The following is a 23247-nucleotide window of genomic DNA, read 5'->3' on the forward strand; positions in this document are numbered from 1 at the left end:
GCTACCGGTTTCTGTCCTGCAGGTGCTGGCGCGTGGCGATGTACAGGCCGGCGGCGATCAGGATGGCGATGCCGGTCAGCGACCAGTGGTCCGGGAAGTTGCCGAACACGAGGTAGCCGGCCAGGGTGATCCATACCAGTTGCGTGTAGCTGAACGGCGCCAGGCGCGACGCCGGTGCCAGTTCGTAGGCCCGGATCAGGATCAGGTGGCCGACCCCGCCGATCATCCCGGCGACGGCCAGCATGGCGAGGTGAGCAAGATCCTGTGGTGGCACCCAGGCCAGCGGGAGCGTGAACACCAGGGTGAGCATGCCGACGATGCCGGGATAGAAGATCAGCGCGTACGGGTTCTCGCGGCCGGCAAAATGGCGCGTCAGCACCTGGTACGAGGCGAACAGCGTGGCGGTGCCGAGCGGCAGCAGGGACGCCCAGCTGAAGACGCCACTGCCGGGGCGGATGATGATCAGCACGCCGACGAAGCCGGCGAGGATCGCCAGCCAGCGCGACAACTCCACCTTCTCCTTGAGGAACATGACGGCGAGCAGCGTGACGACCAATGGCGAGACGAACTGGATGGCCGTCGCCTCGGCCAGGGGCATGTGCTTGATCGCGGTGACGAAGAGCAGCGATGCGCCGACCAGGAGCAACCCGCGCAGAATCTGGAGCAGCGGGCGCTGCGTGCGGGCGAACGCCAGTCCGTGGCGCGGAGCCACGGCCGCCACGACCAGCAAGGTGTGAAACAGGTAGCGCGCCAGCAACACGTTGGTGACCGGATAGAAGCGGGTCAGGTATTTCGAAAGTGTGTCCATCACGGTGAACAGGATCACCGCGATCGAAATCAGCACCATCCCGCGCAGGGCGCTCGGCGAGGAAGGCGGCGTGGCGGTCATGGCTTCGGGGTGTCCTGTTCCCCGGCCAGCCATTCGAGCAGGGCGTCCATCGCCGGCTTGCCGAAGCGCGCCCGCGGGCCGTTGATCATGAAGACGACGATCCAGCGCTTGCCGGCGTTGTCCAGCACGTAGCCGGCGAGGGCGCGGACGTTGTCGAGGTAGCCGGTTTTCAGGTGCGCGCGGCCGTTCGCCGCGCCGTTGAGCAGCCGCTTCTTCAGCGTTCCATCGACGCCGGCCAGCGGCAGCGAGGCGACCAGCTCGGGCATCACCGGACTCTGCCAGGCGGCCTGCAGCAGGCGGGCGAGATTCTCCGCCGAGATGCGCTCCTTGCGCGACAGCCCCGAGCCGTTGTCGAGGACCAGTTCCGGCATCTCCAGGTCCTTCCCGCGCAGCCAGTCACGAACGCGCCGGGTGGCACCTTCCGGCGTGGCCGGCCGTGCCGGATCGAGGCTCAGGAAGACCTGGCGGGCCATCACGTTGTTGCTGTACTTGTTGATTTCGCGCACGATGTCGGCAAGCGGTGGCGATTCGTGCGTGGCCAGTCGTTGCGCGCCCGGCGGTGTCGGTCCGGCGCGTACCTGCCCGCCGAGGGTGCCGCCCATTTCGCGCCACAAGGTGCGGAAGAGGCGTTCCACCTGCAGATCGGCGGGCCACGGCGAAAGATTCAGCGCCTTCTCGCCACAGGCAGCGGCATAGTCGCCGCGCAGCACGATCGTTTCCCCGGTGATCTCGAGTTTCAACCTTTCCCGCCAGTCGCCGCAGGCGCCGGCGGCGAGTTGCAGGCGGTTGTCGAGCCGGCGTTCCGTGCCGGGTGTTTCGCTGATGACCTCCACCGCGCCGCGTTCGGCGCGTAACAGGAAGCGCAGGCTCTTGAGATTGACCAGCAAGGCATCCGGGCCGACGTTGTACGGGCGCAGCGGCTCGTTGTCGAATTCGGCCGGGTCGTGTGGCGGCAGGGCGAACGCCGTCCGGTCGAGAACCAGGTCGCCGCGGATGTCGCTGACGCCGCGGGCGCGGAGCTGGCGCAGGAACAGCCAGAATTGTTCGAGTGCGAGGCGCGGGTCGCCACTGCCGCGCAGATAGAGATTGCCGTTGATCCGGCCGTCCCGCGGTGGCGAATCGGCCAGCGCCTCGGTGGTCCAGCTATGCGCCGGGCCGAGAATCTCGAAGGCAGCGTACGTGGTGAGTAACTTCATCGCCGACGCCGGGTTCATCGGCTGGTTGCCGTTGAGGCTCAGAAGCGATTCGCTGGCGTCGACCGCGCGCACGATGATGGCGGTGTCCGCGAGTGGAATCTCGGCCGTCTTGAGCGCATGCACGACCGGGGCGGGGAGGTCGGCGGCGAGAAGGTGGGATGCCGCCAGCAGCGCGGCGAAAAACGCCATCCAGGGCGGGCTTGCCCGGCGGGAGGCGGCACTCCAGTGATTCGTCATGGCTGTCAGAACAGGCCGGAAACGACCAGTCGCGCGCGTTCCCGGAGCTTGTTCAGCCCGCGCAGTGCTTCCTGCGTGGCGCCGTGGATCTCTCCGTGTTCAAGGAAGCGGTCGAGTGTTTCCGCAAGCGGGTGCTGACTTTCGGTCCAGAGGTCGCGAAAGGCGAGTTCGGTGATGCGTTCGCAGGCGAGTTTACCGGCCCGCAGACGGACGAAGACGACCGTTTGTCCATCCCGCCGGATGACCACGGCGGTTTCGTTTTGAGCATTGTTGACGACCATGGCCGGCATCCTACCAGTTTTGTTCCGCTTCGCCGGTCTCTTTTGGGCATATGCCAGTATGTGTGGTAGTCTTGCGGTCTCGTAATCACCACTGCCTGTCAGGAGCCTTAACATGGCGAGACCGATGAAGTGCCGACGCGTCGAATGTGACGTGCCCGTACGCTATTTCAAGCCGCAGGGCGTACCGATGTGTGCGCTCGAGGAAGTCGAACTGGCCATCGACGAAGTCGAGGCGATGCGCCTGACCGACATCGAGGATCTGTATCAGGCCGATGCCGCCGAACGCATGGGCGTGTCGCGCCAGACGCTGGGCAACATCATCGCCCGCGCGCACAAGAAGGTCGCGATGGCGCTCCTGCAGGGCAAGGCGTTGCGCATCTGCGGTGAGGTTCCCGCGGAAAGAATGGTGACAGCCGATACGCGCGAGGCGCTGACGGCGGCCGAGTAATCACTGAAGTTGAATAGCTGGAAATAGACAGAAGGACGAATCATGAAAATCTGCGTACCCGTCAGGGTTCCCAACGGTCTCGAATCGTGCATCGAGCCCCATTTGCCGAACGCCGAACATCTTCTCTTCTTCGATACGGAAACACGCGCGATCGAACATCTCGCTTTGCGCGAGTATCAGGCGGCTGGCGAAGAACCGCCGCGCTTCGATGCAGTCCTGTGCGGCAGTGTCGATGCTGCGACGAAAGAGGCGCTGGTCGAAAAGGGCATTCTGGCCTTCGGCACCGAGGCGCTGACCGCCGGCGAGGCGATCGCCGAGTTCGAGGAAGCCAATCCTGTCGGTCAGCAAGGCGGCTGCGGTGGAGGTGGCTGCTGCGGTGGCCACGGTCATGACGAAGAGCAAGCCCACGCCCATGAAGGCGGCGGCTGTTGCGGCGGTGGTGAGAAGAAGGAAGGCGGCTGTGGCGGCGGCGGTGGTTGCGGCGGCCACGGTCATGGTCATGACCATGAACACGCTAATGGTGAGGGCGGACATGGCGGCGGTTGTGGCTGCGGCGGCCAGGATCGCCACCAGGACGCGATTGCCAAAAAGATGAAGGCCGACGCGCTGCGCATTGCCGTCAGCAGCCAGAATCGCCGGACGGTGACCGACCATGCCGGTCGCTGCCGCAAGTTCTGGGTCTACGAGATTCGCCAGAACAAGGTCGATAACAAAACGCTGCGCGAATTGTCAATGGAGCAAACCCTGCACTCGGCGCAACTGGGCGACGAGCATCCGCTCGACGACGTACATGTGCTGATCACCGCCGGGATGAGTCCGTATCTCTTCCAGCGTCTCCAGCGTGGCGGCATCAAGCCCTTCGTGACCGATGAGGCCGATCCCGACAAGGCGGTGCAGATGTTGCTCGACAAGGTCGCCGCCGTCAGCTGATCGCGTTCATTCGGGTGTAAGATTTTTCCCTTTGCGGAGGGAAAAGCATGTTCGATGATCTGAAAGGCAAGCGGGTCCTCGTGACCGGGGCTTCGCAGGGCATCGGCCTGGCGGCGGCGCTGGCGTTTGCCCGCCAGGGCGCACGGGTGGGAATCACCTCGCGTTCGCTCGACGACAACGCGTTGCGCGCCATCTCGCATCTCAATGCCATCGGCGCCGACGTCGAGCACTTTCCCGGCGATCTGAGCCAGACGCAGGCGTGCGAGGATCTCGTCGACCGTTTCGTCGCCCGTTTCGGCGGCATCGACGTCCTCGTCAATAACGCCGGAGGGCTCGTCGGCCGCAAGCCGTTGCCCGAAATCGACGACGAGTTCTTCTCCCACGTCATCGACCTGAACGGCCGCTCGGCGCTGATGGTCACCAAGTACGCGTTGCCGTACCTGATTGCCTCGGCCAAGGGGAGCGGTGCCACAACCTCGGTCGTCCTCGTCGGCTCGATTGCCGGCTACACCGGCGGCGGCCCCGGCGCCTCGCTGTATGCGGCGTCGAAAGCCTGGCTGCATGCCGTGCAGAAGAACTGGGTCAGCGCCCACACGCGGGACGGTGTGCGCTTCAACGTGGTGGCGCCGGGAACCGTCGATACCGCGTTCCACGCCGACAAGAACGAAGCGGCCCGCGCCGGCATCAACGCGACCATTCCGATGGGGCGTTTCGCCACCTCGGAAGAAATGGCGCCGACCTTCCTGTTCCTCGCCTCGCACGCGTGCAGCGGCTACATCACCGGTCAGGTCATTAACGTCAATGGTGGGCAGTACATGCCCTGAACTTCAACGAGGGCTGGAAATGACGACGGGGACCGAAGTCCCCGCCGGCTTTTCTTTGGTGACAAGGCTCAAGCAGCCTCGGCATTGGCCTTAAGCGGCCATTGCGAAACGCTCATCGTTGGCGTTTATGGATTTGCGCGGATTACGTCCGTCGCCTCTCGGGTTGCCTGCTCACCTTCGTCCGCCCTGTCGAAACCAATACACCCCCACCCAAACCTACTCAAAATCACCGGCTGAATACGCTTGGGTGGAGGTGGCGGGAGTCGAACCCGCGTCCAGAACGCCTCCAGATTGCCGGAATTACAACCATGGGCCAAGTATGAGGGCAGAGGGTGGTTTTTTCAAGGCCGTGCGAGCGATAAAAAAATGCCTTCCCGGCTCTTGAAAAACGCCAGGGCCGTCCCTATTATTGGCACTCGTCTCATATGAGTGCTAATAATTCGACGCATCGGCGCTGCCGGTTGGCGAAAAAATTATTGGTGGGTTGTTAAAAAACTTGTGCTTTAACCAAGGAGAAAATGCATGAAAATCCGTCCTTTGCATGATCGCGTGATCGTCAAGCGCCTCGAAGAGGAACGCAAGACCGCTTCCGGCATCGTCATCCCCGACGCCGCCGCCGAGAAACCCGATCAGGGCCAGATCCTCGCTGTCGGCCCCGGCAAGCGCGACGAGAATGGCAAGCACGTGGCTCTGGACGTCAAGGTCGGCGACCGCATCCTGTTCGGCAAGTACGCCGGCCAGTCCGTCAAGGTGGACGGCGAGGAACTGCTGGTCATGCGCGAAGAAGACATCATGGGTGTTGTCGAGGCCTGAGCCTCCAGCGCTGGCAAGTCGTAACACGCTTCAATCCACAACAGAATTCTCAGGAGTAATTCAATGGCAGCTAAAGACGTTAAGTTTGGCGATTCCGCACGTACCCGCATGGTTGAAGGCGTCAACATCCTCGCCGACGCCGTCAAGGTCACCCTCGGCCCGAAAGGTCGCAATGTCGTTCTCGAGCGCTCCTTCGGCGCCCCGACAGTGACCAAGGACGGTGTTTCCGTCGCCAAGGAAATCGAACTCAAGGACAAGTTCGCCAACATGGGCGCGCAGATGGTCAAGGAAGTCGCTTCCAAGACCTCTGATATCGCCGGTGACGGTACCACCACCGCAACCGTTCTGGCCCAGTCCATCGTCCGCGAAGGCATGAAGTTCGTCGCCGCCGGCATGAACCCGATGGATCTCAAGCGCGGCATCGACAAGGCCGTCGCCGCCACCGTCGAAGCGCTGAAGGCCCTCTCCAAGCCCTGCTCGACCAACAAGGAAATCGCCCAGGTCGGCTCGATCTCTGCCAACTCCGACTCCTCGATCGGCGACATCATCGCCCAGGCTATGGAAAAGGTCGGCAAGGAAGGCGTCATCACGGTTGAAGACGGCAAGTCGCTGAACAACGAACTCGAAGTCGTCGAAGGCATGCAGTTCGACCGCGGCTACCTGTCGCCCTACTTCATCAACAACCCGGACAAGCAGATCGCCATCCTGGAAAACCCGTATGTCCTGCTCTTCGACAAGAAGATCTCGAACATCCGTGACCTGCTGCCGGTGCTCGAGCAAGTCGCCAAGGCTGGCCGTCCGCTGTTGATCATCGCTGAAGACGTCGAAGGCGAAGCGCTGGCGACCCTGGTGGTCAACAACATCCGCGGCATCCTCAAGACCTGCGCCGTCAAGGCCCCGGGCTTCGGCGATCGCCGCAAGGCCATGCTCGAAGACATCGCCATCCTGACCGGTGGCCAGGTCATCGCCGAAGAAGTTGGCCTGACCCTCGAAAAAGCCACGCTGGAAGAACTCGGCCAGGCCAAGCGCATCGAAATCGGCAAGGAAAACACCACGATCATCGACGGCGCCGGTGTTGCCACCAACATCGAAGCGCGCGTCAAGCAGATCCGCGCCCAGATCGAAGAGTCGACCTCCGACTACGACAAGGAAAAGCTGCAAGAGCGCGTCGCCAAACTGGCCGGCGGTGTTGCGCTGATCAAGGTTGGTGCTGCGACCGAAGTTGAAATGAAAGAGAAGAAGGCCCGTGTCGAAGACGCGCTGCACGCCACCCGTGCCGCTGTTGAGGAAGGGATTGTTCCTGGCGGTGGTGTCGCGCTGCTGCGTGCTCGCGCTCAGCTTGGCTCCCTCAAGGGCGACAACCACGACCAGGATGCCGGCGTCAAGATCGTCCTGCGCGCCATGGAGCAGCCGCTGCGTGAAATCGTCGCCAATGCTGGTGATGAGCCTTCCGTCGTCGTCAATGCCGTGGTTAATGGCAAGGGCAACTACGGCTTCAACGCCGCTTCGGGTGAATACGGTGACATGGTCGAAATGGGCGTTCTCGACCCGACCAAGGTGACCCGCACCGCGCTGCAGAACGCTGCATCGATCGCCAGCCTGATGCTGACCACCGACTGCATGGTCGCCGAACTCGCCGAAGACAAGCCGGCGGCCGGTGGTATGCCGGGCGGCATGGGCGGTATGGGCGGTATGGGCGGTATGGACATGATGTAATTCCTGCCGGACCATTTCGTTCCGACAACCCCGCGAGGAAGTCCCTTCGCGGGGTTTTTTGCATCTGTAGCAGCGAAAAAATACCGTTCAAAATTTTGACGAATTGGAAACGTCTCGCTATAATGCGCAGCTCTTCGGCCAGTTAGCTCAGTTGGTAGAGCAGCGGATTGAAAATCCGCGTGTCCGTGGTTCGATTCCGCGACTGGCCACCATAAGATTCAAGCACTTAGCCTCGGATACCCTCCGGGGCTTTTTGCTTTCTAGGGTTCGTGTCAGCACATACTCAGCAGCGAGGGTGACTGCTGGCACTGGTTCTGCCGAGAGGCATCGGTGAAAACTGGTGCTGATTTGCCGTTTGCGCCTCCGAAAGCATAACCACACAACGCCCGCGCAGGCCGCGCAGTACCCGCGCCAATACCAGTGCGGCACCCTTACCCCGATCAGCGCCTACGCCGCCCATAGTGCCGCCCCATTCGCCAAGACTGCATAGGCGACGTTCGATTAGTCCTCAATACACTTGCCTTGATGATGTTCAACGCGGCACACGCGACGATTTAGCAGTGTTGCTGTTCCCGCTGCGGTCAGTTGCGTGCTGTGACTTCCTGCCGTGACGAGCTTTATCTCGTCTTTCGGAAGTATTCCTTCTCTGTCTCCCGGACCAAATCCGCAGCCGGCACGCCAAGTGCTTGACCTATGCCAATCACGGTTGTGATGGTGGGCTGTCTGATGCCTCGCTCAAGTCGGGACACAAAGGTTCTGTCAACGCCTGACAAAAAGGCAAGCTCCTCTTGGGAGATGTTCTTTTCCGACCGATGGCGTCTCAGAACCTCCCCGAAGATCAACCCTATGTTCGCCGCCTTTTCCATGGGTTGATGTTGTTTTCAATGTGGCCTATAGTCCACGGCCTATAGGCACGTCTGATAATTGGAGCGTTGGAGGAATTAGCCGACTGCATCCGTGAATCAGCCGGTTTGGAACGACCAGCGAGGCAAGAACTGCAAACAATGGGTGGCGACAAAGGAAACTCTTACCGCAACTCAATGACCGGCAACGCCGGTTTGAACTACGCTGCGTGGCAACTATCGAGGCGGGGCTGGCACGTTATGCCGACGATCCGCAACGCTCGGGGATCGGATTTAATCGTTACCGATGCCGATGAGTCCCTTTTTTTCGGCGTTCAATCAAAGGCGCTAACCAAGCGCAGTGCTGTTCCGCTGGGCAAATCCATTGACACGCTGCGTTCGGAATGGTGGGTCATTACCGTGTACGCAAATTCTGACAGTCCGGTCTGTTTCATCCTGCGCCTACAAGAGGTGCAGCAACTTGCCTCGCAGGATGCGAACGGAGGTGCCTACTGGCTGAACCCTCCCGCATACGACCGAGACGAATTTCGAGACGCATGGCACCGAATGGACGCAGTGCCATAGCCATCACTGCCCCTTGCGTCTTGCTAGTTCAGCCTCCACCAACTCAAGCAAGTTGGGCGGCGGCGTGACATAAACAGGCTGTGGCTTCGGTGCGACGGTCAGCCCGTGCAACTCGCTCAACGCGATAAGCGCCTGCACCCGCGCCTTGTCGTCTTTATTGTGGGCGGGGTCGGACAGTTGATGCAGACAGAAGCTAATCCAGTTCTTCATGTGTTCCTGCTTCTGCTGCTCGGTCGGCTGGATGCATGCCCAGACGGTGGCGAAGTAGTGTTCGCGTCCGCGCCATGCTCCGCGCCGAATGACTGCTCGCATGTCAGCAACGGTATCAAGTACGCGCTGCCACACGTCAGCAGGCGATTCAAATGGCTGACCGACGACCACAGTATCCCGGCCTTCAAAGAAGATCGCGTATCGCTCGGCGGGTGTGGTGCGCTCGTTGTCGAATACGACGCGCAGGCGGTTGTCTCGGTCGGTGTGGGTAATGATGCTCATGTGTTTGCTCTCCTTTTATGGCGTGGGCAGTGCGGGCGGGACATACCAACCATCCACAGTGTCAATTACGAGGTACTTCACGCCCAGCTTGCGGAACACATCTTTCACGGTACGCATCTCGTCCGGGGTCGGTTCTTCCGGGCACTCGCTGCGCTCGCCCCATTTCGCGTAGAGGTTCCTTCTCGCGGCTGGTGTTACGCTCGGGTCTTCCGCTTTACGCATCAGATAGTCCAGAAGCTGCATCTCGCTCATGTCCAGCCTGCCTAAGTCGTAGGGCTTCTTCTCGTCGGTAGTAAGGGTCACGTCCTGCTGGAAGCGGCTTGGCGCATCTAGGCCGGTGAGCTTGGCGCGTCGTTCCATGACACGCACTGCCGCAGCTATTGAGGCGAGGCGAGCCACTTTGTCCTCTGCAATGCAGGTGCGGGGCAGTCCGGTGTCAGGGTCTTTAACAATCTCGCCGTCACGGTCGATAACGGGAATCTGAATGATCTTGCCGTTGTGCAGCAGCGGGGTGAAGCTGCGGAGTACGTTCATCGCCTCCGCGTACAGCGAATCGAGGCGGGCTAGTTCCAGATCAAGGAGCTGCTCCGCTGGTTCCTTTGTCATGTCGCGCAGGGCGCGGGTAATGATGTCATGCACGCTGTCAGCGCGGATACCGAGGCGGTCGCCAATCGCTTGAAGGGTGTGGCCGTCGAGTCTCAACCTCAAAACTTCGGCGCGTCGTTCGGCCTGCTTAATGCTGGTGGATGAGGTGATGGCCTTCGGGCCGCGTCCTGTTTTCATGCTGTCCTCTCGGTGTTGAATGAGAGGCACTGAATGCGGTCATTGACCACATTGGTTACGCCTGATGATGATGCGAATTACATAAACACGCTGATTCGGGAGAACTCGCGGGACAGGCCAGCGATACGCGCTTTGGAGTTGCCCAGCGACTCAATGACGCGATGCACCTGATCGGTGTTGTCCAGCGTCGAGAAGCTTTCCGGGCTTGTGCCTGCTTGTTTTGCTAGATATTGCGCTTCACGCCACTTATCAAAATCAGCGGTCAGTGCATCAACGGCGGCAGACAGAGCGGCAGCAAAGGGTTCTAGCCCGCCGAACTTCTCCACAGACTGAGCTAGCAGTGCGTCAGCGTTCTTTTTCAAGCGGGCGGCATGGGTAGCACGCTGCACCTCAGCGGCGTCGTTTATCTGGCTGATAAGTGCGTCGCGCTGCACTTCCAGCCGCTGGAGGACTCGCGTTGCTTTTTCCATCTCCGTTTCCAGCTTGTCGGCGGTCTTGTCGTCGCCCTTGGTTGCGGCGGTAGTCCAGTCGGCATTCCGCAGGATTTGGGCAGTGGTTGCTTCGTCGAGTTGCAGGATGACAGCTTGCAGGGCGTCGTTCAGTTTCGCGGTATCAGGAGGGGTGCTCATTTGGATGGTTCCTTTGTGGTTGGTGATTTACTTGCGATGCTGGTTGCTGGCGTTCAACTGCGCCTCGAATGCAGCTTTGCGTCGAGCGCCGTCATTACCGCCATTGAAGGCGTGCGCCTTCTGGTCAAGCTCTGCGCCGACAATCGCGTTGGGCAGGGATTCTTTGAATTTCTCAAGGTCAGCGGCTTCACCCGCTGTCATCTGAGAGGGGCGGGACGGTTGCCCGCTGGTCTGGTCTTCACGATACTGATTGGACTTCACTGTTGATGCTCCTTGGTTGAGAAGGTGAGTTAATGCGTCTTGGCGGGTGTATCCCGCCCCAAGACTCTGTCTGACCTGCTCCACCGCTTGGAGAAGGTCTTTGTTTAGGGTGAATTCGACGCGAGCGCCGCCGTCCTGTTTCAGTCGGTCGCGGAATGCTTGCTGATTCCTGGCGTTGTCGGTTGGCAAAACGGGCCTCTTCTCGGCTGGTGTGTTGTAGTGAATGCAGCTTATGGCAAATTACCGGTAATAGCTTGACGGAAACCACTACATCTAGTAGCAATAGATCATCAAGCTACTAGCGGTAGTGGTCTGCGGCCTGCGAGCCATGCCCAATCGACGCACCTTGCATCAGTGCTTTTCGTTTGGGCATCTATGATGTATGGTATGAGTCTCAACCATACATACCATGCACGACCTATGACGACCACACCAAGACCCAGACCCGGCTCGCTCCCGCTTCCGAAGTACGACACGCCACCCGCTGCGCCCGAACAACCTGCGCCCATCCCGCCTTGGTATGGAGGTGACCGTGATGCGTTCGACGCGGATTTGAAGCGGCGCGAGAAGAATGAAACATTTTCGGCTTTGCAGAAGGCACGAGCGAAGGCCGAAGAACTGACGGGTGCCGTTCGTGACGCGGCTTTTGACCATTGGGTAAATCGCTGCGTGTTCAATTCGGAAACCCCTGACGAATGGACGCAGGCAAGCACGCTATATGAGAACTACATCTCCCATGCTCGGCGCTTTGGCGAGAATCGCGCCCAGCGGTCGCAGTCGGTGCTGGCGCTGGCGACTCAGACACAATGGGGACGGATGATGGCGACGCTGTACCCCAAGACGCGCCGGAGTGCCGGATGGTTTTATCCGCTCAAACTCAAGCGTGGCGCGTAGCTGGCACAAGTGAGCCGATTTGAGCGATAGGCTGACACATGGCTGACTAAATTGAGTCGCGGATGTGTTGGCTGAATAAATCCAATCGCTTACAGGTCGGGATGGCGGGATATGTAATACGCGGTTCGGTGGTTTGCGGACAACGCGCTGTAGGCGATCAAAGCGCGGTGCCGGTGCTTGGGTATTGGCAACACCGGCGCCGCTGCCTGTGCCGCCAGCTACAGCCGCCCCATGCCCGACGCTGCCCCGGCGCGTTTCAGTTTCTTCTGCAAGCTCCAGACGGCTTCCCGAATGTCGGGCTTGTCAGTATCGACAATCTCGACCGATGGAAAGCTCGCCTCCAGCAAGTCCAGCAGTTCGCGCAGTTGGTTCGCTTCGTCCTTGTCGAGTGTCAGGGTTTCGCTGGTCTTAGTCATTTCGCTTTCTCCTGTTGATTACCACATTGGCAGGCCGCTGGCGCTGCCGGTTTGCTGTGTGTTGCATCCCTATGGTTTGCATGGCGTTGGCTCCCTATGTGTTGGCATGGCTGAACGCTGCCGCATGGAAAGAAGTTAAGTAAGTTAAGGGTTAAGCGCCGCCCCCCCTTCCGTACAAAGCCATGAATAAGGGGGTATTACTTAACTCCCTTAACTACTTAACTTTTACCTTTGCTGCTAATGTTTTCAAGGGGGTTGAGGCTCCGAAAGTTAAGGGTCACCCCTTAAAAGTTAAGCGCCGCTTCTACGTCGGCAGGTGCGCGATGTAATAGCACTTCCCTTGCGCTCCCCATTCCAAGTCCATCTTGTCCTTCGCCACTTCCACCAGATACCCGTTGTCGATCATGCTGCGGATAGTGAGGTCTAGCGCGGCAGCGGTGCCCAGCTTGTGGTTACAGAAGGCGCTGACTTTGGATATGTTCATCTGGAAGTACCTTCTTGGAATCACTCCTTTTTCACGCATCGCAGACGGAATTTTGTAGCTCAGCCCGGGTTGAGACTTGACGTATTTCTGCATGAGCGAAAGCAACTTGGTTTCCCGGCTGTGATCGTCGCTGCCAATGTCGCCGCTATTCAGTTTTGCGCTGAATGCTTCAATATCATTGCGAACGACCGTGATTGCCCATGTTGCATGCCCAAGGTCGATTTTGGGGAATACATCGTTGTCCGCGACGGCCAGCAGCGCGGCGACTTGCAGTGCCTTGATATGCGCTCGGTTCCACATTTGGCGGCGTGATTCATCGTCACCGGAGGCATTTACCGACGCGCTGCATTTCAGTTCAAAATCTTTCAGCTTGTCGTATGCGTCAGCGTTGGCAAACTGCACCTCAATGGGCGGGGGCATATTGATGGTCTGCTGATAAGGAATTGCCCGAGCCACGATTGCCCGCCACTGTGCCAACTCTTGCGGCTCAAGTTCTAGGCTACGTGCTTCGTTCGGTAATGGCCGCGCACCTTCATGGGCAATAACAAGGAAGCGCGACATAAATCCGTCAGCAAGCATGTCGTGGCTCAACGCTTCATAAAAGGTGCCCGGGGTGGTCTCGCCCAGAAACGACAGTGCGGGCCATTCAACGCCGGGCATGGTCTTCTCGCCGTCGCTGTAAGACTTTCCTTCAAGCCTTGTTTTTGCGAATGCGTCAGTCATCGTCCGTCGCAAGTCCTGCATTGGGGCATCACGCAGATTTGCCATGCGCTTGAGGGTGTGCCCGAATTCACCTTGCAGGTTCAGGAACCCCGGTTGTTTCAGAATGGCTTTGTGCAGCGCGGGGCCGCTGGCGAAATTGGAAGCGTTGATAAACCGTTCCGCCATCGGCACCTGCGCCATATTTATCAGCTTGGGAATTGCATCGTGCATCGCGTCTTTGCCAATCGCACTCTTGGCGACCAGAATGATGTAGAGCGATGTGCTTTTGCCTGAGATGGTGAATGCGCGACCGCAAACTCCAGCCAGCAAGCCAAGGGTGGCAGCAATGGACACCTCGCGGACGGGCAGATAGCTGGTGTGGTAAATGAAAGTCGCCAACTGTCCCGCGAATCCCGGAGGCCAAGGGTATTTTTCTTCGGCTGCTGGCTCCACAGCGTCGGCAGGGGCGACGATCGGCACTGCGCCGCCAGTAGGGTATTGACCACATGCAAGGCCATCGCCTGCGCCGCGCAAATTGTCAGAGCCTGTGCCGATGGTGGCTGGTAAGCTGTTGGCAAGCTCATTCAGGGGGCTGGTTTCTTCCTTAACCGGCAAGGGTCGCCATACCCTTCCGGTTTTTTCTTGATCGGTCATTTCACGCCTCCGCTCTTTGGGCTAGCTGGACGGAGGACGGAACGCGGCGCTTACTTTCGATCCAAGAATTTACTTCGCTGAGTTTGTAGAGGATGCGCCGACCGACCGGATAGCATGGGGGCAGGTTTTCCCCTCTGCTTCGCTTTCCTTCGATGGTGCTTTTTGCCCAGCCGGTGAGGGCGGCAAAGTCGTCAGTATCAATCCAGACAGTTTCTTCCTGTGACATGGTGCAAGTCCTTGAACTCACCTTGTCTGCTGTCCGATTGCGTGGTGTCAGCGACAAGGCGATTGCTTGCCGTCTGAGCCATCAACTTGCCCAAGGAAGACGGTAAAACGGGCGTGTCAGTAAGCCTGACAAGAGGCGTGCTACATGCCTCTGAGTTGTGTTGAGTGTGACTATAATTTACTCGTAATAGTTCGCGCAAGTTTGCCCTAACTATTTCATCAGATTCCAGTGTCATCAAGCTCGCAGCGGCAGCACATTCTTTCCTTCCTCTACCGCTTTGGCGATAGCCGCCTGTTCGAGTACCCATTGCCCGATAGATTCCACGGCGGGCAACAGAGCGGCGGGGTCGGGATTGTTCGAGTAATGCTTTCCATGTACATCTGATGCCATGTGGTTAAGCAATTGGCGGCTCTCGTTCTCGCCCACCTTGCAGCGTTGCGCCATATCATCAAAAGTCCTGCGAAGGTCGTGGATGCTGACATGGACACCCGCCGCCACAATGACCGCCTCCATAGTCGCCTGCGCTGCTGTGATATATCCGGTTTTGCCCCACGACGGGAAGGTGTAGGCGCTGTGCTCGCGGTCGGCATTCCGCCTGCGACGCTGGGCGACCTTCTCGCTGACAGGGGGTAGGGCTTTTCGTGCCTTCAATATGTCGCGCAGAGGTGAGCACAAGGGGAGTGTGACGCCGTTGTGATTCTTCACTACCTCAGGCGGCAGATAATACGTGCTGACTTCCAGATCAACGTTTGACCACAACAATGATCCGCTCTCTGTGCGCCTCGTGCCTGTCAGCAGCATGAAACAAACCCAATCGGCAGCGGTACGGTCTTCAACCAGCCGCGCCTCAGCCCTTCGTTTCTGTAGCACGTTCCAAACCGCGCCAATTCGGTCAAGGGGGATGCGACCGTCTTTAGGCGTTTCTTTGTTGAGACCGTTCCGAAGCTTAATCATGCGCTGGACTGGATTGACCGCCAGAATGCGATAACTGCCGTCCTCGTTTGCGTACAGTTCGGCGGCGTAATTGCATAACGCTCTCAGATTGACCATGCACTGATTCGCCTGCCCCGGTGCCCGTTCCGAAAGCTCAGCAAAGCGCGACAAGCACATATCGCGGGTGATGTTGGCGATAGGCTGGTCAGCCCATTCCGCTAGATTGACCGTTACATGACGGCGAATGTCGCGTTGGCTTGCCTCGCGTAACGGGGTGCCGTGGCTGGTCTGTTTGTGTGTCAGGTAGTGATTCATGATCTCGCGCAAAGTGACGGTCTGCGCCTTGTCCTGTGCCGTCCGTTTTGTCTGCTCCTCTTTGACACGTTGGGCTTCAAGTACGGGGTCGGTGCCCTCGACCATCTGCTTCTTAATGTCGCCAGCTTTTTTGCGGGCATCATCTACTCGCCAAGGGTCATTGTGACGCCCGATGGTGACCTGTCGTTCTTGCTTGCTGCCCTTTACGCGGAACTGAAGAATGTAGGTTCTCGTTCCTGATGGCGTCACCCTCACGCCAAAGCCCTTGGTTTCGCTATCCCATTTCACAGCTTGCTTCTTGCCCTCGGGGCATACGAATTTCTCTACAGCACTGTTTGTCAGTTTCATGTCCTCGCTCCTTAACTCAGCAAATACTCAGCAAAAATTATAAGGCTTCTGCTATCTGTTGCATACGAGCGCAAGGATGAAAGTAGTGTATCTGTATGATTTGAAGTGTATTTAGCTGGCTTGTGCGAGCTTATGCAAGCTAGCCAAAACTCAGTTTTACAGGATTGAAAATCCGCGTGTCCGTGGTTCGATTCCGCGACTGGCCACCAAGATACAAGCACAGAGCCCATTCTTCGGAGTGGGCTTTTTGCTATCTGGCGTTTGAGTTCGAAGTGTAATGTACGCAGAGAGGACGCGATGATTGCCGGCATTAAGGACTTCTTCAATCAGTTCATCGAGACCGGCGTCCGACAGTCCGAGGCTGGCTACGCCAAAGCGTTGCAGATTGCAACCGCCGCCTTGCTGTTCGAAATGATGCGTATGGACGACAAAATCACTGCTGCAGAGCGCGACTCTGTGACCACGACATTGTTTCGGATGTTCGACCTGAATGCCGGGCAGTTAAAAATCCTGATGGACTTGGCCGAGCAGGAGGCTAGGCAAGCCAGTGGCTACTATCAGTTTACTTCCCTGATCAACAAGAGTTTTGACGCCCCGCAGAAGACTCAGCTCCTCGAAAATCTGTGGTGCGTGGCGATGTCTGATGGTCATCTCGGTGCACACGAAACGCATCTGATGCGCAAGATCGCCAGCTTGCTCTATGTGGGGCACGCCGACTATGTCGCTGCCAAACAGAGGGCTCGTCAAAGAGCCAACCTGCCGGTAGTTTAGGGGCGCGCTATGTGGCTATCGCTGTATTCCGTCACCAGGTTCTGAGAAAAGCGTTCGGTTGGCGTGGGGTCCTCCAAATACTCAATGCTGATGCTGCTTGCGATAGCCTTCGTTGCTTTCCTTTGGCGATTTGGCAGAGCGGCTTTCGCGGGCGTTACCAAGTGGTTGCTGTGGTCGTTGGCTGCCCTTTGCACCTGCGCAGGGTTGATCACTCTGTTGTCTTCGGAAGGCAAGCCACTACCCGTCGTTGGCGGGTTCATCCTGTGGGCGTTTGCGGCCTATACGATCAAGGTCGCCGGGGCGCCGCGCAGGAGAGGGTAGGAGGAGGGGGGGGCTTTCTGTGAGGACTGCTGATTATTTGATCAGCCCTTTTGACCTCAAAACAGAATACGCCCCTGTTCGTGCTTACTGCAAAACTGTGCCCTCATGACCAGCGGCTCTTGTGATACATGACCACTGAATCGCGACCTTCTGACCGGCTCACTTCTCTCACTGGTGTCCAATAAGAGGTACGTTTCCTGCTCCGTGCTTTTTGGCGCGTTTTGCCGCTCTTTTCTCTTTAGTGTTCTTCAAGGCGTGTTTCTTGGCCTCTTTACTAGACTCATGTGCTTTTCCCATGATGTCCTCCCGATTGTTACCGGAACGTACCGAGTGATTTCAATATAGCCCTATTTTTTTAAATGGGGGATAGCGTTCCTTGGCGATACGGCAGGGCAGCCTTTGCGGGCGTTACCAAGTCGAATCTTTGGGCGTTGGCGGAACTGTGTGCCTGCTCGGGATTGATCGCTCTGTTGTCTTCCGAGGGGAAGCCGCTGCCCATTCTCGGCGCAGTCATCCTGTGGGTGTTCGCGGCCTATACGATCAAGGTTGCTGGGGCGTTACGCACGAGCTTGGGGGGGTACCCCCGGAATCGCCAAGGCGTCGTGTGGCAAGCGTGAATTGAGGTCTTCCGACGGCGTGTCTACACTGAGAACGAAGGCGCGATAGTCGTTGAGCGCCTCCCCCGCTTTTCTCCTTCTTGTTGGTTGAGAATACGGCTCGAATGCCATGACTCCACGGTCTAAAGTTTTCTCACTCGTACTGGTTTTTGCCTCCGTGGGGTTGTATGGCTGTATCTACCTGCCCATGACGACGTCAGAATATGACCCTGCCTGTGGCGTTATCAAGCGACACATGTCACTCCAGGTGAACCAGGTGGGGGCTTTTGTGGGATGTCACAATGAAGGGTGCGTGGAACTGCTGGTGCTGGCGGGCGTGGTTTCCGCAACGACATTTGTGGTGTCGGGGAGCATCGCTGTTGTAGGGGATGTCGTCTATTGGCTTGAGGCCAAAAGCCAATGCCTCCAAAAGTAAAGCACAACGAGGCATCCGTAGCGTGAGTAACTTAACGAATGTAGATGGGGTCGGGGTGGCGCTTATGATGCGCGGACTGCCGCGACAGGGGGGGCAACGGAGCGGCGGACGGACTGGCCTTCGTTGCGCGCGTCTTCTATTCCTCAGCCTGGCAATCCAACGCATTGCGGCGTCACGTACATGCATTGGATCCGTGGAAAATCATCGGCAGGCGCCCTTGTCCGCCGCTGCTTGGATAAAACGGCGCTGCCATCTGTTCCTGTTCCGGAAAGCTCGCCTGTCGACTCATCGATTGCTCTCAGCGTCGAAACAGCAGGGTTTTCTGATTCCGGCCTTACGCTCTGCCAGTCAATCCGGAATGAATCAGTGACTCCTTAGAAGGCCATGCAAACGGTGAACTGGGTCGCATCGTCATCGGGTTTTACTTCCGTCGCATCTGCTTGAGAGGAGACGCCATTCGCCAAGGCGCGGACAGAGCCTGTTTTTGTGTTGCCATCATCAATGGTCGTGTCGATCTGGCGAGCATACCGGCCTTGAATGCCCTGCGAGCATACGTAGAATGTTCCTGGGTAAGGAACTGCGGGGGCGGTTAAAACGGCCTCTCCGGTGATTCCAATGCTCCCTCCTTCTGCGTTGCGAGGGATGTAATCGGCGGAAGTGGTTGTGGGTGTGCCAGTTGCCAAGCCGGCCAGTCGAACGTGTTGCCAGAACAGGAAACTCTCGTCTGTCGTCGTTGTTGAGTTCCATTTTCCGTCGATTCTGGCGTTTCCTTGACTGCTAGCCGGGGTTGTAGCCTTTGTGCCGCCACTAACATGTGACGTTACGCTCTGGTCTTCTCCTGGCATCGCCCTGAAACGGTCTTGATAGGCATATACAAAAGAAGAAATCGCGCGAAAATCGTTGGCCAGATTCTTCACCTTCGCGCTATTGACCAACTCCTGTCCCTTCAAAACGCCCCCAAGAAGCAGGCCGATGATGACGAGTACAATCGCAATCTCCACGAGCGTGAAACCGGATTGGATTCTTTTCATGGTGTTCTCCGCGAAATGATGTTGATTCCAGTAGTGCATAAGCATATCGCGTACCATGCTTGCGCGCATGTTTTTTTCGCTCAGCGCCGGAAAAGTGGCGGTGTTTCAACGGGTGTGTCAAAAATTCGACGGCAGGTGTGGTGCGGCGTCAGTATGTCGTCAGTCTGGAGCGGGGGGGAGTGAGCCAGGTGCGTGCGTTGAGGCGCCTGGGGCGCTATTTGCGCGCTCGGCAGCCGTGGATGCTTGTCGCGTTACTAATGATCCTGCATTTGACGTTGCTGGCCGGGGCCGATTCTCCAGCGGGCTTGATGTTCTGGCTGGTGGATGTCGGGGTGTTCATCCTTTGGCAGCCGTTTGTGCAGACCGAGCGCCGATTGAATGTCGGCAACCTGTTACTGGTCGCTGCCGGCCTGATCCTTGGTGGCTGGCTGTTCAGTTGGTGGCTGCTGATCGTCTGGGCGACGATTCTTGCCTCGCTTCTGGGCGGGCGGGTCATGTTGGTGGAGCATCGACCGACGCGCGTATTCTATCTGTTGGCGTTCGCGTATCTTGTCGGCGTGGTATTGATCTGGCTGGTGCCGAAGGTGGTTCCAACTCCGAACGTGATCGGCCCGTCTCTCGGGACGGAGTTTTCCTGGCTGGCGCCGGGTTTCTTCCTGCTGATGTGGCTGTTGCCACGACCGCAGGCAAGCGGTTGGTTGAGGCATGGCGCGTTCGACCTGTTTTATGGCGTGTTCGTATTCCTGTTGATCGCCGTGGTGGTTTTAGGGACGCTGGCGTTCATGTTGCTCGAACGAACGGAGTATTTCGATGCGCTGCTTCGCACGGTGCTCAGTGTGGCGCTACTGTTGTTGCTGGTGGCGTGGGCCTGGAATCCCAGGCCGGGATTCAGCGGCGTTGGCATGTTGTTTTCCCGGCACCTGTTGACGGTCGGAGGCCCGTTCAGTGTCTGGTTGCGCCGAATGATGGCCTGTGCCGAGGGCGAAGACGATCCCGATCGCTTTTTCAGTCAGGTTTGTGAGCAACTTCTGCTCGACTTGCCGTGGGTTGTCGGCGGAGAGTGGCGTCCATCTTCTGGCTTGGAGAGAGATCTTCGTCGTTTCGGAGGCTCATCGCCCTATCCAAACGAGTTTTCCGACCGATCGCTGTCGCTGACGATTTTTTCGCGCCATTCTTTGAGCCCGGTTCTTGTCTGGCATTTGCGCCTGCTGACCAAGCTTGCGAGCGAATACTATCTTGCCAAGTGGCGGGCGCGGGAGTTGCAAAGGGTCAGTTATCTGCAGGCGATCCACGAGACCGGGGCGCGCCTGACGCATGATGTCAAGAATCTCCTTCAGTCGCTGGACAACCTCTGCTACCTAGTGCAGTCAGAGTCTCGATCTGACTTCGCGCGTATCGGGCCGCTGGTGGAGCGTCAGTTGCCGCAAATTGCACAGCGCCTGCGAAGCACGCTGATGAAGCTCGAACTGCCGGCCGACGCCCAGAGGCGGGCAGATCAAAGCGCGGAAGAAATGGAGGGGGCCGCAATCTGGTGGGAGTCTCTGCAGCAGCGTTATGCGGGCCAGGCGATTCATTTCGATACTTTGCCGTTGTCAGTCGCTGGCGCAATACCGCGCGCGTTGTATGACGCTGTGGCGGAGAACCTGCTGCACAATGCGCTGGCAAAACGCCAGCGTGAAGCAGGGCTCGAGATATCGATATCGCTTTCCCAGGAGTCGGCGGTTTTGCGCGTCTGCGACAACGGTAGTCCGGTGCGGCAGGAGATCCTTGACGTATTGTTTCAGCAGCCAGTGGCGTCCGAAAATGGTTTCGGGATCGGCCTGTTCAATACGGCCAGGCTGGCAGCAACCTTCGGGTATCAAATTCGGCTGGCAATCAACCAGCCCGGGCGGATCTGCTTCGAGATGTCGAAGCGCCGAGAGGAATGGCTTTGATCGGTTAACAAAAAAGGCCGCCCGAAAGGGGGCGGCCTTGCGCGATGCCTATCTGAAAATTAGGCCTTGAACTTGCCTTCGAGTTCGTCGCGGATAGCAGCCAGTTTGGCCGGCAGCTTGGCGCCCATCTTGGCGAACCATTCCTTGACGCCTTCGAGTTCGCTCAGCCAGGCTTGCTTGTCGAGGCTGGTGACGCCTTCGAACTGCTCCTTGGAGTAGTCCAGACCGTTCCAGTCGATTTCCTCGTACTTCGGCATGATGCCGAGCGCCGACTCGGTACCCGAGACGCGGCCTTCGCAGCGGTCGATGATCCACTTGAGCACGCGGGCGTTGTCACCGAAGCCAGGCCAGGCGAACTTGCCTTGCTCGTTGGTGCGGAACCAGTTGACCATGAAGATCGGCACTTGCTTGTCGGCAACCGACCCCATCTTCAGCCAGTGGCTGTAGTAGTCGGCCATGTGGTAGCCGCAGAACGGCAGCATGGCGAACGGGTCGCGGCGGACGACGCCCTGGGCGCCGAAGGCGGCAGCGGTCGTTTCCGAACCGAGTGTCGCGGCAGTGTAAACGCCGTGTTCCCAGTCGGTGGTCTGGCAGACCAGCGGCACGGTCGAAGCGCGGCGGCCGCCGAACAGGAAGGCCGAGATCGGTACGCCGTCAGCGTTCGCCCAGTCCTTGTCAATGCACGGGCACTGGTAGGCCGGGGCGGTGAAGCGGGAGTTCGGATGAGCGGCCTTGGTGCCTTTTTCCTTGGCGATTTCCGGCGTCCAGTCGTTGCCTTGCCAGTCGATGGCGTGAGCCGGGGCCGGGCCCATGCCTTCCCACCACACGTCGCCGTCGTCGGTCAGCGCGACGTTGGTGAAGATGGTGTTCTCGGCCAGCGAGGCCATCGCGTTGAAGTTGGTCTGCTCGTTGGTGCCCGGGGCGACGCCGAAGAAGCCGGCTTCCGGGTTGATCGCGTACAGGCGGGTGACGCCGTCCTTGTCCTTGCGCGGCTTGATCCAGGCGATGTCGTCGCCGATACAGGTGATCTTCCAGCCGCCCAGTTCCTTCGGCGGAACCAGCATGGCGAAGTTGGTCTTGCCGCAGGCCGACGGGAAGGCGGCAGCGACGTAGTGCTTTTCACCGGCAGGCGATTCGACGCCGAGGATCAGCATGTGCTCGGCCATCCAGCCGCCGTCACGGGCCATGTTGGAGGCGATACGCAGGGCCAGGCACTTCTTGCCGAGCAGCGCGTTGCCGCCGTAGCCCGAGCCGTACGACCAGATTTCGCGGGTTTCCGGATAGTGCACGATGTACTTGGTGGTCGGGTTGCACGGCCACTTCGGATCCTTCTGGCCCGGTTCCTTCGGGGCGCCGATCGAGTGCACGCACGGGACATAGACGCCGTCGGTACCGAGCACCGGGAAGACGTCCTTGCCCATGCGGGTCATGATGCGCATGTTGGTCACGACGTACGCGCTGTCAGTGATCTCGATGCCGATCTGGGCGATCGGGGAGCCGAGCGGGCCCATCGAGAACGGGATGACGTACATGGTGCGCCCCTTCATGCAGCCACTGAACAGCGGCTTGAGGGTTTCGCGCATCTTGGCCGGGGCTTCCCAGTTGTTGGTCGGGCCGGCGTCTTCCTGTTTTTCGGAGCAGATGTAGGTGCGGTCTTCGACACGCGCCACATCGGACGGGTCGGAGAAGGCGAGGAAGGAATTCTTGCGCGCCTTCAGCTTGATGTAGGTGCCGGCGTCGACGAGCTCCTGGCACAGGCGGTCGTATTCCTCCTGGGAGCCATCGCACCAGACGACTTTCTCAGGCGTCGTCAGCGCAGCGATCTCGGCGACCCATTTCTTCAGGCCTTCGTGCTTCACATAGTCGGGGGCGTTGATTGATACGGTTTGTGTCATGGCAATACACTCACATAGTGGGACGGTTAAAAAATCTGGTTCGTCTCGCGACGGGATGAAACTGGAACTGCCCGGGGGGTTCGCCTGAAACAACGAAAATGGGCTTTCAGGAATGCGCCGGTCGTTACAGGCTGGCGGTCAGTTTTGGACTCTTGCTGCATGGAAACTGGCTAGATCTCATTACCACACTAAAGCGTCGGCCAGTCTACCATAATTCGCGATTGCGATGACCTTGCGAACTATTTTTGTCTTGATTTGTCGTGAGCTGCCGCGCAGACGCTGGCGGCAGTCGCGCGGAGCTGCAATGACTTTTAACTATTTGTCGTATCTCGTTATTTTTGCTTGATTTTTCATTCTCGGCTGAT

The 23247-nt window shown here is 58.7% G+C and carries 24 protein-coding genes, 1 tRNA gene and 1 other RNA gene; 10 read left to right on the plus strand and 16 right to left on the minus strand.

Features of this window, described 5'->3' with window-relative positions:
• Position 1 precedes the first annotated feature (1 nt).
• The 3 genes from BO74_RS04365 to BO74_RS04375 are packed head-to-tail and all read right to left on the minus strand — an operon-like array spanning position 2 to position 2603.
• The gene (locus BO74_RS04365; protein ID WP_496440315.1) at positions 2 to 889 is read right to left on the minus strand and encodes a DMT family transporter; all 888 of its coding nucleotides are present in this window, start codon (positions 887 to 889) and stop codon (positions 2 to 4) included.
• Positions 886 to 2274: a D-alanyl-D-alanine carboxypeptidase/D-alanyl-D-alanine endopeptidase gene (gene dacB, locus BO74_RS04370; protein WP_496440318.1), complete on the minus strand. Its 1389-nt coding sequence runs from the start codon at positions 2272 to 2274 to the stop codon at positions 886 to 888. Before dacB ends, BO74_RS04365 begins: the two co-directional genes overlap by 4 nt.
• Before the next feature lie 53 nt (positions 2275 to 2327).
• Complete coding sequence (locus BO74_RS04375) at positions 2328 to 2603, minus strand: hypothetical protein (RefSeq protein WP_496440321.1); 276 nt, start codon at positions 2601 to 2603, stop codon at positions 2328 to 2330.
• A 112-nt stretch (positions 2604 to 2715) separates the two neighbouring features.
• On the opposite strand from BO74_RS04375, the gene BO74_RS04380 reads away from it, so the two are divergent.
• The 3 genes from BO74_RS04380 to BO74_RS04390 are packed head-to-tail and all read left to right on the plus strand — an operon-like array spanning position 2716 to position 4805.
• Positions 2716 to 3051: a DUF134 domain-containing protein gene (locus BO74_RS04380; protein WP_496440323.1), complete on the plus strand. Its 336-nt coding sequence runs from the start codon at positions 2716 to 2718 to the stop codon at positions 3049 to 3051.
• Positions 3052 to 3093: 42 nt separating this feature from the next.
• Positions 3094 to 3981: a NifB/NifX family molybdenum-iron cluster-binding protein gene (locus tag BO74_RS04385; RefSeq protein ID WP_496440324.1), complete on the plus strand. Its 888-nt coding sequence runs from the start codon at positions 3094 to 3096 to the stop codon at positions 3979 to 3981.
• 47 nt (positions 3982 to 4028) lie between these two features.
• Complete coding sequence (locus BO74_RS04390) at positions 4029 to 4805, plus strand: SDR family NAD(P)-dependent oxidoreductase (protein WP_496440325.1); 777 nt, start codon at positions 4029 to 4031, stop codon at positions 4803 to 4805.
• 20 nt (positions 4806 to 4825) lie between these two features.
• Here BO74_RS04390 and ssrA read toward each other — a convergent pair.
• Positions 4826 to 5164, minus strand: a transfer-messenger RNA (tmRNA) gene (gene ssrA / locus BO74_RS04395).
• Positions 5165 to 5327: 163 nt separating this feature from the next.
• Here ssrA and groES point away from each other — a divergent pair.
• The 3 genes from groES to BO74_RS04410 all read left to right on the plus strand — a co-directional run bounded on the left by groES (position 5328) and on the right by BO74_RS04410 (position 7546).
• Positions 5328 to 5618, plus strand: coding sequence for a co-chaperone GroES (gene groES, locus BO74_RS04400; RefSeq protein ID WP_496440327.1), 291 nt, complete (start codon positions 5328 to 5330; stop codon positions 5616 to 5618).
• 63 nt (positions 5619 to 5681) lie between these two features.
• A complete protein-coding gene (gene groL / locus BO74_RS04405; RefSeq protein ID WP_496440328.1) occupies positions 5682 to 7334 on the plus strand; it encodes a chaperonin GroEL in 1653 nt (550 codons plus the stop codon).
• A 136-nt stretch (positions 7335 to 7470) separates the two neighbouring features.
• A tRNA-Phe gene (locus BO74_RS04410) sits at positions 7471 to 7546 on the plus strand.
• A gap of 405 nt (positions 7547 to 7951) precedes the next feature.
• On the opposite strand, the gene BO74_RS04415 is transcribed toward BO74_RS04410, so the two are convergent.
• Entirely contained in the window at positions 7952 to 8200 is a 249-nt protein-coding gene (locus BO74_RS04415) for a helix-turn-helix domain-containing protein (protein ID WP_496440330.1), read from the minus strand.
• Between the two features lie 138 nt (positions 8201 to 8338).
• On the opposite strand from BO74_RS04415, the gene BO74_RS04420 reads away from it, so the two are divergent.
• Positions 8339 to 8761, plus strand: a complete 423-nt coding sequence (locus BO74_RS04420) for a hypothetical protein (protein WP_496440331.1) — start codon at positions 8339 to 8341, stop codon at positions 8759 to 8761.
• Positions 8762 to 8764: 3 nt separating this feature from the next.
• Here BO74_RS04420 and BO74_RS04425 read toward each other — a convergent pair whose 3' ends face one another.
• The 4 genes from BO74_RS04425 to BO74_RS04440 form a co-directional block, all read right to left on the minus strand.
• A complete protein-coding gene (locus BO74_RS04425; RefSeq protein ID WP_496440332.1) occupies positions 8765 to 9253 on the minus strand; it encodes a hypothetical protein in 489 nt (162 codons plus the stop codon).
• A gap of 15 nt (positions 9254 to 9268) precedes the next feature.
• Complete coding sequence (locus tag BO74_RS04430) at positions 9269 to 10036, minus strand: hypothetical protein (RefSeq protein ID WP_496440333.1); 768 nt, start codon at positions 10034 to 10036, stop codon at positions 9269 to 9271.
• Positions 10037 to 10113: 77 nt separating this feature from the next.
• Positions 10114 to 10665, minus strand: coding sequence for a hypothetical protein (locus BO74_RS04435; protein WP_496440334.1), 552 nt, complete (start codon positions 10663 to 10665; stop codon positions 10114 to 10116).
• Between the two features lie 27 nt (positions 10666 to 10692).
• Positions 10693 to 11115: a hypothetical protein gene (locus tag BO74_RS04440; protein ID WP_496440335.1), complete on the minus strand. Its 423-nt coding sequence runs from the start codon at positions 11113 to 11115 to the stop codon at positions 10693 to 10695.
• Positions 11116 to 11346: 231 nt separating this feature from the next.
• Between BO74_RS04440 and BO74_RS04445 the strand changes: the two genes are divergently transcribed.
• Positions 11347 to 11820, plus strand: a complete 474-nt coding sequence (locus BO74_RS04445) for a hypothetical protein (RefSeq protein WP_496440336.1) — start codon at positions 11347 to 11349, stop codon at positions 11818 to 11820.
• Positions 11821 to 12038: 218 nt separating this feature from the next.
• Here BO74_RS04445 and BO74_RS04450 read toward each other — a convergent pair whose 3' ends face one another.
• The 4 genes from BO74_RS04450 to BO74_RS04465 all read right to left on the minus strand — a co-directional run bounded on the left by BO74_RS04450 (position 12039) and on the right by BO74_RS04465 (position 15898).
• Positions 12039 to 12236 carry a hypothetical protein gene (locus tag BO74_RS04450; protein WP_496440338.1) on the minus strand — a complete coding sequence of 66 codons (198 nt, stop codon included), beginning with the start codon at positions 12234 to 12236 and terminating at the stop codon, positions 12039 to 12041.
• A 304-nt stretch (positions 12237 to 12540) separates the two neighbouring features.
• Entirely contained in the window at positions 12541 to 14076 is a 1536-nt protein-coding gene (locus BO74_RS04455; RefSeq protein ID WP_496440340.1) for a YfjI family protein, read from the minus strand.
• A 1-nt stretch (position 14077) separates the two neighbouring features.
• Positions 14078 to 14302 carry a helix-turn-helix transcriptional regulator gene (locus tag BO74_RS04460; RefSeq protein WP_496440341.1) on the minus strand — a complete coding sequence of 75 codons (225 nt, stop codon included), beginning with the start codon at positions 14300 to 14302 and terminating at the stop codon, positions 14078 to 14080.
• A gap of 234 nt (positions 14303 to 14536) precedes the next feature.
• Positions 14537 to 15898 (minus strand): tyrosine-type recombinase/integrase, encoded by a 1362-nt coding sequence (locus BO74_RS04465; RefSeq protein ID WP_496440342.1) that lies wholly within the window; start codon positions 15896 to 15898, stop codon positions 14537 to 14539.
• Between the two features lie 297 nt (positions 15899 to 16195).
• On the opposite strand from BO74_RS04465, the gene BO74_RS04470 reads away from it, so the two are divergent.
• Complete coding sequence (locus tag BO74_RS04470; RefSeq protein WP_496440343.1) at positions 16196 to 16669, plus strand: tellurite resistance TerB family protein; 474 nt, start codon at positions 16196 to 16198, stop codon at positions 16667 to 16669.
• Between the two features lie 489 nt (positions 16670 to 17158).
• Here BO74_RS04470 and BO74_RS04475 read toward each other — a convergent pair whose 3' ends face one another.
• Both BO74_RS04475 and BO74_RS04480 read right to left on the minus strand, forming a co-directional pair.
• The gene (locus BO74_RS04475) at positions 17159 to 17287 is read right to left on the minus strand and encodes a hypothetical protein (RefSeq protein ID WP_496440344.1); all 129 of its coding nucleotides are present in this window, start codon (positions 17285 to 17287) and stop codon (positions 17159 to 17161) included.
• A gap of 1109 nt (positions 17288 to 18396) precedes the next feature.
• The gene (locus tag BO74_RS04480) at positions 18397 to 19053 is read right to left on the minus strand and encodes a prepilin-type N-terminal cleavage/methylation domain-containing protein (protein WP_496440345.1); all 657 of its coding nucleotides are present in this window, start codon (positions 19051 to 19053) and stop codon (positions 18397 to 18399) included.
• A gap of 179 nt (positions 19054 to 19232) precedes the next feature.
• Between BO74_RS04480 and BO74_RS04485 the strand changes: the two genes are divergently transcribed.
• Positions 19233 to 20987 carry an ATP-binding protein gene (locus tag BO74_RS04485; RefSeq protein ID WP_496440347.1) on the plus strand — a complete coding sequence of 585 codons (1755 nt, stop codon included), beginning with the start codon at positions 19233 to 19235 and terminating at the stop codon, positions 20985 to 20987.
• A 59-nt stretch (positions 20988 to 21046) separates the two neighbouring features.
• Here the strand turns inward: BO74_RS04485 and BO74_RS04490 are convergent, their stop codons facing one another.
• A complete protein-coding gene (locus BO74_RS04490) occupies positions 21047 to 22882 on the minus strand; it encodes a phosphoenolpyruvate carboxykinase (GTP) (protein ID WP_496440348.1) in 1836 nt (611 codons plus the stop codon).
• Positions 22883 to 23247: the final 365 nt, after the last annotated feature.

The organism is Propionivibrio pelophilus DSM 12018 (assembly GCF_059569095.1).